This window comes from Candidatus Zixiibacteriota bacterium (genome assembly GCA_034439475.1).
Lineage (GTDB): Bacteria > Zixibacteria > MSB-5A5 > GN15 > FEB-12 > JAWXAN01.
In genome coordinates this window covers 1-8854 of record JAWXAN010000009.1, presented here as the reverse complement: position 1 = coordinate 8854, position 8854 = coordinate 1, and the positions used below count along the sequence as shown (strand labels likewise).

The window sequence follows — 8854 nt, the reverse complement described above, 5'->3', positions numbered from 1 at the left end:
TCTTTTTTTCGTCTTGTAGCGATGAACTCCCGCGGTTCAGCGATTCTTTTGTTCTCTGTCTTTCCCGCGGACGCGGGAACCCAGTATGAAGTGGTGTCGCGCGCCATTCGCCCGACACTATGATTAAACTGTCAGGCGGGGGCGCCTGACAGCACATCAATCTTCGTGCGGGACGTCTCTGTCGCGCACCGTAGAGAAAAGGAACGTAAGATTGCCGCGTCGCCCCTCTAAGAATCGGGGCCCGCAACGACATGCTGGGGACTTTGGCTTTGATTCTTCGTGCGGGACGTCGCGGCGGACGGTGTGATCTTACAGATGGTGCGGGGCAGAGACGCCCCGAACGAAAGAAGAAAACGTCAGTCCGCCGCGGCGGGACTGACCTACGAATATCGGAGAACCCCTCACAGCGGGCAGGCATGAGATTGGCGCCTCGATTCGTGTACCACACCCTTCGCGCCGACAGCCTTGAAAGTCCAGTTCCGACCCCCTCCAAAAAAGAATCCGTTGCATGCGGATATAGAAATCGGTATTGTTTATGTACCCAATATGAATAAGAATACCGTATATTCCTTTTTTTAGAATAATAGTGTGTTAACTCCCCATATCACGGAGCCAAAAAAACATGTCTGATTACCTAAATTCATTCCTTGCCGAGGCCCGCACCAAAAACCAACAACAGCCTGAGTTTATACAAGCTGTCGAGGAAGCCGCGGAATCATTGATACCCATTGTGGAAAATAATGCGCGATATCGAAAAGCCAAAATTCTTGAGCGTATGGTCGAACCGGAAAGGGTCATCACCTTCCGCGTGACCTGGGTCGATGACAAAGGGGATGTGCAGGTCCAGCGCGGCTATCGCATCCAGATGAACAGCGCCATCGGGCCATATAAAGGCGGACTGCGGTTTCACCCGACAGTCGACATGGGCATCCTCAAATTCCTCGCTTTCGAGCAGGTCTTCAAAAACAGCCTGACCACTCTTCCTATGGGCGGCGGCAAAGGCGGCTCTGATTTTGACCCAAAGGGGAAAAGCGACAGCGAAGTGATGCGTTTCTGCCAAAGTTTTATGAGCGAATTGTTTCGCCATATAGGCGCGGAGACCGATGTCCCAGCCGGTGATATCGGAGTCGGCGGACGCGAGATAGGCTATCTCTTTGGACAGTACCGCAAACTCAGCAATGACTTCACCGGTGTCCTGACCGGCAAAGGGATCAACTGGGGCGGCTCCCTCATTCGTCCTGAGGCAACCGGCTATGGTAATGTCTATTTTGCCTGCGAGATGCTTGCAACCCGCAATCAGATACTCAAGGGAAAAACGTGTCTCGTCTCAGGTAGCGGCAATGTGTCGCAGTATACTATCGAGAAGATAATCGACGAAGGCGGCAAAGTTATCACCTGCTCAGATTCTAACGGATATATTCTGGACGAAGCTGGCATTGACCGGAAGAAACTTGAATTTATCATGGACCTCAAAAACGAGCGACGTGGTCGAATCTCGGAATACGCCGAGAAGTTTAAAGGCTCGGTCTACACTCCGGTAAATCCCAAAGCGGACTCTAATCCGCTCTGGAACCACAAGGCCGACTGCGCTTTCCCATGTGCCGTTCAGAATGAGGTCAACGCCAAAGACGCGGCGAATCTTTTGAGAAACGGGATTTTTCTTGTCTCAGAAGGGGCGAATATGCCGGTCGCGCTCGATGGTGTCCGCATACTGTTGGACGCAAAAATTCTCTATGGCCCCGGCAAGGCATCAAACGCGGGCGGCGTCGCCGTCTCTGGCCTCGAGATGTCACAGAACAGCCAGCGTTTCAGTTGGACACGAGACGAAGTCGACAACCGGCTCCGTTTGATAATGAAATCCATACACAAAACCGCGCTTCAGGCATCGGAAGCCCACGGCTCCCCGGGCAATTATGTTAATGGCGCAAATATCGCCGGCTTCATCAAAGTCGCCGATGCCATGATGGATCAGGGTATTGTCTGAACAAAGCATTGTATAATTGCAATGCAGGCTGATAGCACGAAGGTAACGAGATGAATGTCGATATCCGATACGGAAGCGGCATTCTCAGCATTCCTGTCCCTTCCAATTCCACCGTCGATTTTATTGGTAAACAGGACGGCCTGCAGTTTCCAGTTGTTGGTGAGCGCGCTTTCAAGACTGCCTTTCTTCAGAGTGATGGACCCAGTTATCTTTCTCATGAATCTCCGCTCGTTGTGGTCAATGACGGCTTTCGCAACACCCCCACATCGATAGTTCTCGAATGGCTTAAAAATCTTGCCCCTGGATTTTTGAAACGCGCAAGATTTCTGATTTCGACAGGAACCCATACCCCTCCGACATTGCTTCATTTGCAATCAATTTTTGGTCCTCTATATGAAGATATTAAAGACAGAGTCTTTATCCATGACTGCCGAACCAGCGACATGGTTTTGGTCGGTCAGGATTACTTCAAACACAATTTCTATATCAACTCGCTTGCCGCGTCGGCTGATAAAACTATCATCGTTGGCTCGGTAGAGCCCCACTATTTTGCGGGTTTTACCGGCGGAAGAAAATCATTTTTCCCCGGTCTAACAGATTTTGCCACGATCGAGCGCAATCATAACCTTGCCAATTCAATGGAAGCCCGCCCGCTTAGGTTAAAAGGTAATCCGGTGGCAGAACACCTTCAGTCACTCATGGAGAGCTTTCGCTCATCAAATGTTCTTTCTATCCAGGCCGTGATTGATTCCAATGAGCAAATGGTTGGTTGTTTTGTCAATGATATGCTCGCCAGCTTTTCTCAGGCGGTCGACTTGGCTCTTGAAGTATATGCCCATGAGGTATCCAAACCTTACGATTTGGTTATCTGTGAGCTGTATCCTCCGCTTGACGCAAATCTATATCAGGCTCAAAAAGGGCTGGAAAATGCCCAAGCCGGAGTTGTCGATGGCGGCAATATTATAGTCGCGGCTGCCTGCCAGGAAGGGATCGGCTCAGAGCATTTCTTCAATCTGGCTCTTCAATGGGACAAGGAGAGGAATCAGGCCCGCGACGGCATTTCCCGCTTCGGGTCTCACAAATTATCGAGAGTTAATTTGCTGAGTCGAAGAATAGGTATCTATTTGCATTCAGATTTAGATGATGACATCGTCAGGCAGGTCTTCTATGAACCAATACATGATATAACTGCTTTTATTTCTGCTCTTTCAGAGAATAAGAAGTTACGCATTGCGGTTGTCAGAAATGCGGGTCATACCGTCCTTCGTGTTGATTAAGATCGGCATGAATAATGCTCATATCAGTCTCTATATGGTTCTTGAACTTTGAATACAAAAATGGACAGAACGAATTCGCTTTTTCATCCATTGAAGTCTTTCATTGACAAATTGGTGATTAAGCGTATCTTTTTTTCGGCCCCTCGTTATTAATCCACGAGTAAGGACGCCCGGTACAAGAGATAAGCAACAGAATACAGTCGGTTCGGCACTGTGAGAGACGGAGACTTCTTGAAGAATCAGCAAGAGATTAAACGCGTTGGTGTTTTTGGTCATTACGGCAATGAAAATCTCGGCGATGAGACAATCGTTGCCGCAACGATTCAGAACATTAAACGCTTTTTGCCCGAAGCTGAGATATATGGATTTTCCATTAACCCCGATGACACCCAAAAAAAACATGGCGTGCAGTCATTTCCGATCAGATCATTCATGATGCGGAAGAAGGAGGCTACTGCTCAGGCACAAGGTGATCAAGTTTCTGCTTTGTCTGGGTCAGCACGAACGAGTTTGGCTTGGCAATTGCGCACAGGCATTAAGAAAGTACCTGTTCTCTTTCCGCTTATTCGCGCCGGTGTCAATTTCTTTCGCGGAATCAATTCGGCCATTAATGAACTTGAGTTGATGGTTCGGTCTTATCACATACTCAGAAAAATTGATCTTCTGCTCATTGCCGGTTCAGGTCAGCTCAACGACGAGAACGGCGGGGTCGCCGGATTTCCTCTTACATTGTTCAAATGGAATATGATGGCAAAGCTCGCCGGCTCACGAGTTGCCTTTGTCAGTGTAGGCGCTGGTCCGCTTGATTCACCTTTCAGTCGAAGAATGGTAAAGTTCACAATTCATAAGGCTGATTATATTTCCTTTAGGGATCAGGGTTCAAAAGACCTTATCTCTGAAATTGATCCGGGCACAGACAGGCCCGTATATCCTGATCTTGCATTCAGCCATCAATTCTATTCAGTGCCGGCACGGCATGGGTTTCCTGCGGCGCGCCCAATCGTCGGTATCAATCCTCTTCCCTTTTATGATGAACGCTATTGGCCGGTAAGCGATAAACGGGTATACGAGGAATATCTCGAGAAGATCGCGCGGATGTGTCTTTGGCTCATTGATACGGAGCATACGGTTTCTTTCATCTCTCTCCAGTTAAAAGTAAGTCCCGCCGTCATCCGGGATGTAATTGAAAATATACACCGCCTTCGCCCTAATTTTACGAAGGAATATATTATACATCATACTATCACGGGGCTTGAGGATCTCTTCGCTGAGCTCTCGGCATGTGATTATGTGATCGCTACCCGTTTTCATGGAATACTCTTGTCACTCTCGCTGTGCAAACCGGTTATCGGACTTTGTTACAGTGAAAAGTCTGTTCAACTTATGCAGGATATGGATCAGGGCGAATATAGTCTTGATATTGCGAGTTTCACTTTGGAAGAAGTCCAGACGAAGTTTGCCTCACTCAAAATCAACGCCCCAACAATTGCAACGGCGCTGAAGCGGCACGTTGATGAAAATAAACGCAAGCTCGATGAACAATATCTGGCAATCCTGAACAGAAATCAATCTCCTCAGCCGACGCCGCATCCCGTCGTGTAATTGCTTTTGGCTTTGAGCGACACCGGCACATGCCGAGCACAATCTGATTAGATTTAAAATTACATATCAAAATGAGTGGCGTAATCGCCCTAACGAATAATCCGACGAAGAATTTCCATTTTCGGCATGACTCCTAACACCGGAAGTCCAAGGAAATCCTGGACGTCTTCAACTCTCTTGAACGATTTGTCGAAGAGCTCCGAGAGAATTGCGGCTGCCGCTCCTATGACAAGGCCGAGCATAAAACCCATCAACACAATCTTTAGGCGGTTTGGAGAGAATGGGGCAAGGGCCAATTTGGCTGGTTCAACTTTGCGATATTTTGATGTTGAGACATCCTGAAGCAGCGCCTGAGAAATATTTGACGATTCCTGCTGGTCTTTGAATTTGTCCCTAATTTCGGTTGCGGCAGCCACTTCACGATTCAAGCGATCAAGCTGAGCCTGGTATTCTGGGATCGTGTTCACCTTGTTATCAAGCGCGTTTAAGGCCGATTCAAGGTTGGTCTTATTGGCATAGCAAAAGTCAAGATTTGATCGGGCTGCGAAGAGATCAGTCAGGAGTTGTCGAGTAGTGTCATCCAGACTCGCAAACTGATCGTTAATCATCCGGCGTTGTTCGATTTCAAGATTCTTGTTCAAGGAATTCATCTTTAGGCGCATGTTAACCATTTGCGGATCATCCCAACTATGTGTCACCATCAGATTGGCGGAATTCGATGTCTCGCGTGTTAGCTGATTTTTTATCTCGCGGCTTTCATCGGTTTGGCTAAGTGTCAGACGGGCAATATTCACACCAGACCGGGAACCAAGTTTTGACAGCGCTTTCTTCTCTGCTTCATAGAATTTGTCAATGTCGTTGTTATTTTCGACTATCTCCGCACGGAGTTCATTCCGGTTGGATTCTGAGGTTGTATTCACATCCAACTGGACGTTGAGAAATTCTCTTTCAAATTGGGTCTTTTCATCAATAAGAACGGCGAGTTGCTTTTCGTATTTTTGCAATTGGACATCCGAAAAATCCTGGGAAGACCGAAGCGATGACAGTTCCTGTTTTAGGCGTTCCTCAATGAAGACATCGGCAAGGACATTGGCCATGTCTCTGGCCCTCCCCTGACTGGTCGACATTGCGGTTATTTCAATTTGGTCTTCGCCCGCCATTGACACTTTAATCTGTTCTTTTAGCTGATCCTGAAGAATCAGCAGGCGTACTTGTTCCTCGCTCATGAGCGTACCAGCGGCCTGTTGTCGAGCGGCTATCCTTCGGGCGGACTCCCTGAGTTCCTCATTGTCATCAAGGTGCAGGCGGTCATTCGTCAAATCGACATATCGTGTAGATGTAATTTCATTGTACAAGCTTTTCAGCATTGCGCTCTGTTGGGCTTGCGTTTGGCGATACCGTTGATCGAGCCCCAACAGTTTCTGCAAATCACCCGAAAGCCGGACATTGGGGTCAACTGAGACGATCGCAAAAGATTTATATTGAGGAGTGAGTAGATATGAACCGCCCCAAGCTGCAAGAGCGACAAATAACCACGGGAGGATAATAAGCCATTTTCTCTTGCGAACTATTGTGAGGATATCTTGGATATCGGTAATTCTTGTTGCCTGCTCTACCATATAGTCCTTTATACCATCTGTTCCTGAGCCGGAACTCCAAAAATATGATAGAAATCCCGTCAATTTACAAAATATACTCGCAAATGCCTCTCTGCAAGCAGTCAATTAGATTATACAGAGTTATAATCGGAACGTCGGGAAGATTTATGAGCCATTTCGCTTGAATTGCGACATCTGAGTTCCTAATTCAATAGAAAAAGCCGTTGGTGGTTAACCACCAACGGCTTGAAGGAAAGCAGAACAGTAATTCAGCCTGTACTTGTTCAGCTATGGCTTGCAAGGAGGAAGTTGATACGTTCCGGGATTGAAGAGGAAGTTGATAAGAATAGTAATATCATTTATATCCGGAGCGCCGCCGCTTGCATTTATATCCGCTTCACCAAGACAGCAGGGCGGCGTAAGCGTCATGAACAGATAGTCGATCAAGAGCACCAAGTCGGCCACATCGACAACATTATCCTGATCACAATTCAAATTTCCTGTTGAGCCGGTGCAGGTAGCGCCGCTTGAGCAAGGAGTAACACCCTGATTATTTGTCTTTGATTTCGCGATATTGGAAATTGGCGAATAGTTACCAGCCTCATCGTACGCTTTTATTGCAAAATAGTAGGTTCGGCCAGCGACCAATCCATTGGTTGTGTTCAAAATTACTTGCTGCGGACTTCCGCCCGGCACCGGGGTGATAACTTTATTGAGGGTCGTTGAACTGGCGTAGTTGGCGGCTGTCAGTAAGCCGAGAGTAGAGTCACGAAACATTATTTCGTAACCTGTAACCGTTCCGGTACTGCCGTCATCGCCAGGCGCTGTCCATTGGAGATTCAGCTCACCGTAGCTTGTTCCGGGAGTAGCGAGAGCGCTGGTAACCGTTGCTGGAGCAGTCACATCACCGCCCCCTCCACCGCCACCACCTGTGGTTGTGCCGCCATTGGCCAGTATGGTATCAGAGGATAAGATAAAAGCTGAACCGTTGTAAACATTTATAGTGCTTGCGGTGTGTTTCGTCCATTTATAACCGGCGATAGAGGAAGTCTTTGTCCGTGATTCCAGTCGGAACCACTGGCCAGTCGGAGATGCTGGTGTGGTAATTGCAACAAATGTCGTGGCAGAATCGGTACTCGCCTGAGACGCCAACCGCAGATAAACCTTAGTCAGAACTTTCGTTGCGTCACGCGGGTCTTTATAGTCAACCAGTCTTACTTTATCGCCTGCCGCATTATCATTTGACGAATCAATTATATTGCTATGCAAACCGAAGTATTTCCCGAAGGCATCGCTCCATTGAGCCGTTGAATCATGGATGCCATACCCGCCCCACCAGTAGACCTGTCCCACCCTTTGCGCCAGAGAGAAGTTGTAGGTTGTACTGCCTCTGAAATTACAGACAAGCATATAGCCGAGATTTATCGTCTTAATTCTCTCGATGTCCATCCCTGCCGACACATTCAAATCCCCGCCTGTTATCCAGCCCGGATACATCTGAAAGGCCGAATCCTTCACACTGAACAACGCATTCATCATAGTTAAATTGTTGTCCAACTGGGTCGGATTGCATGGCACAACATAGCTGTATTCTCCCATAACATAGGCGCGGGCGTACGAGGCGCAGACTTTGCCCTCGTGTGCCCAATTCGGTAAAGCCGAAACGGGGTTCGCGGCAAAGTTTGGGACATACTGTAATCCATAGCTCGCCATCAAATCGCCCGCCGTTTTCATCCAGCCCTTTCGCGCCCTGCGAAGAGAATCACGCACATCAACATAACTGTGGACGGCATCGGCGTCTTCAAGATCAAACGCATTCCCCCAGTTTCTCGTGAGGCTCGTATACGGACTTCCATACGACCATAGGCTTGGGATAATATCCTTGAATGGAGCCATGGCAGAGAAAATGCCGCCAGGATTATTGGCGGTGTATCCGATAATAGCTTCCTCATCGACAAACACTCCGTCGTATCCTATTGACTGGGCAGCGGCTTTCCATCTATAGGCAAGATACTCGCCGACTTTTGGGTTGCGGAAGTCCCAGCAGAATCGAGTCTGAGCATCCGTGTAGCCCGAACTAAGTAAAATACCCCCCGGTTGAGTAGTGACAAATCGGCCAAATCCTACGGCATTAAAATCTTGGACACGTACCCTCACCGAATCTGCGGGCAAGGTGTTTTTTAGGCGCAGAACCAATGAATCGAAATTGTACCCCTTAGATATTGCCCAATTTTTCACGAGCACGGTGTCTGGGGCTTGTAATATAAACAGGTCATACACGAGCGCTTTGAGCTTCGGGTTTATCGCCTTCATAGCAGTGATATTACTCAGGGCGTTGTTTCCTGAGCCAATACAAAACGCATACCTATTGGCATACCAAGTTCTCTCTGCGG

General features: G+C 48.0%; 5 protein-coding genes. 3 read left to right on the top strand and 2 right to left on the bottom strand.

What is annotated here, in order from left to right:
• Positions 1–622: 622 nt before the first annotated feature.
• The 3 genes from gdhA (at position 623) to SGI97_00830 (ending at position 4863) form a co-directional block, all read left to right on the top strand.
• The gene (gene gdhA / locus SGI97_00840; protein ID MDZ4722450.1) at positions 623–1984 is read left to right on the top strand and encodes an NADP-specific glutamate dehydrogenase; all 1362 of its coding nucleotides are present in this window, start codon (positions 623–625) and stop codon (positions 1982–1984) included.
• 50 nt (positions 1985–2034) lie between these two features.
• Positions 2035–3261: a lactate racemase domain-containing protein gene (locus SGI97_00835; protein MDZ4722449.1), complete on the top strand. Its 1227-nt coding sequence runs from the start codon at positions 2035–2037 to the stop codon at positions 3259–3261.
• Positions 3262–3492: 231 nt separating this feature from the next.
• Positions 3493–4863 carry a polysaccharide pyruvyl transferase family protein gene (locus SGI97_00830; GenBank protein MDZ4722448.1) on the top strand — a complete coding sequence of 457 codons (1371 nt, stop codon included), beginning with the start codon at positions 3493–3495 and terminating at the stop codon, positions 4861–4863.
• Between the two features lie 89 nt (positions 4864–4952).
• On the opposite strand, the gene SGI97_00825 is transcribed toward SGI97_00830, so the two are convergent.
• The gene (locus SGI97_00825) at positions 4953–6545 is read right to left on the bottom strand and encodes a Wzz/FepE/Etk N-terminal domain-containing protein (protein MDZ4722447.1); all 1593 of its coding nucleotides are present in this window, start codon (positions 6543–6545) and stop codon (positions 4953–4955) included.
• A gap of 204 nt (positions 6546–6749) precedes the next feature.
• The coding region (locus tag SGI97_00820; protein ID MDZ4722446.1) for a fibronectin type III domain-containing protein at positions 6750–8854 on the bottom strand (2105 nt) is incomplete at its 5' end.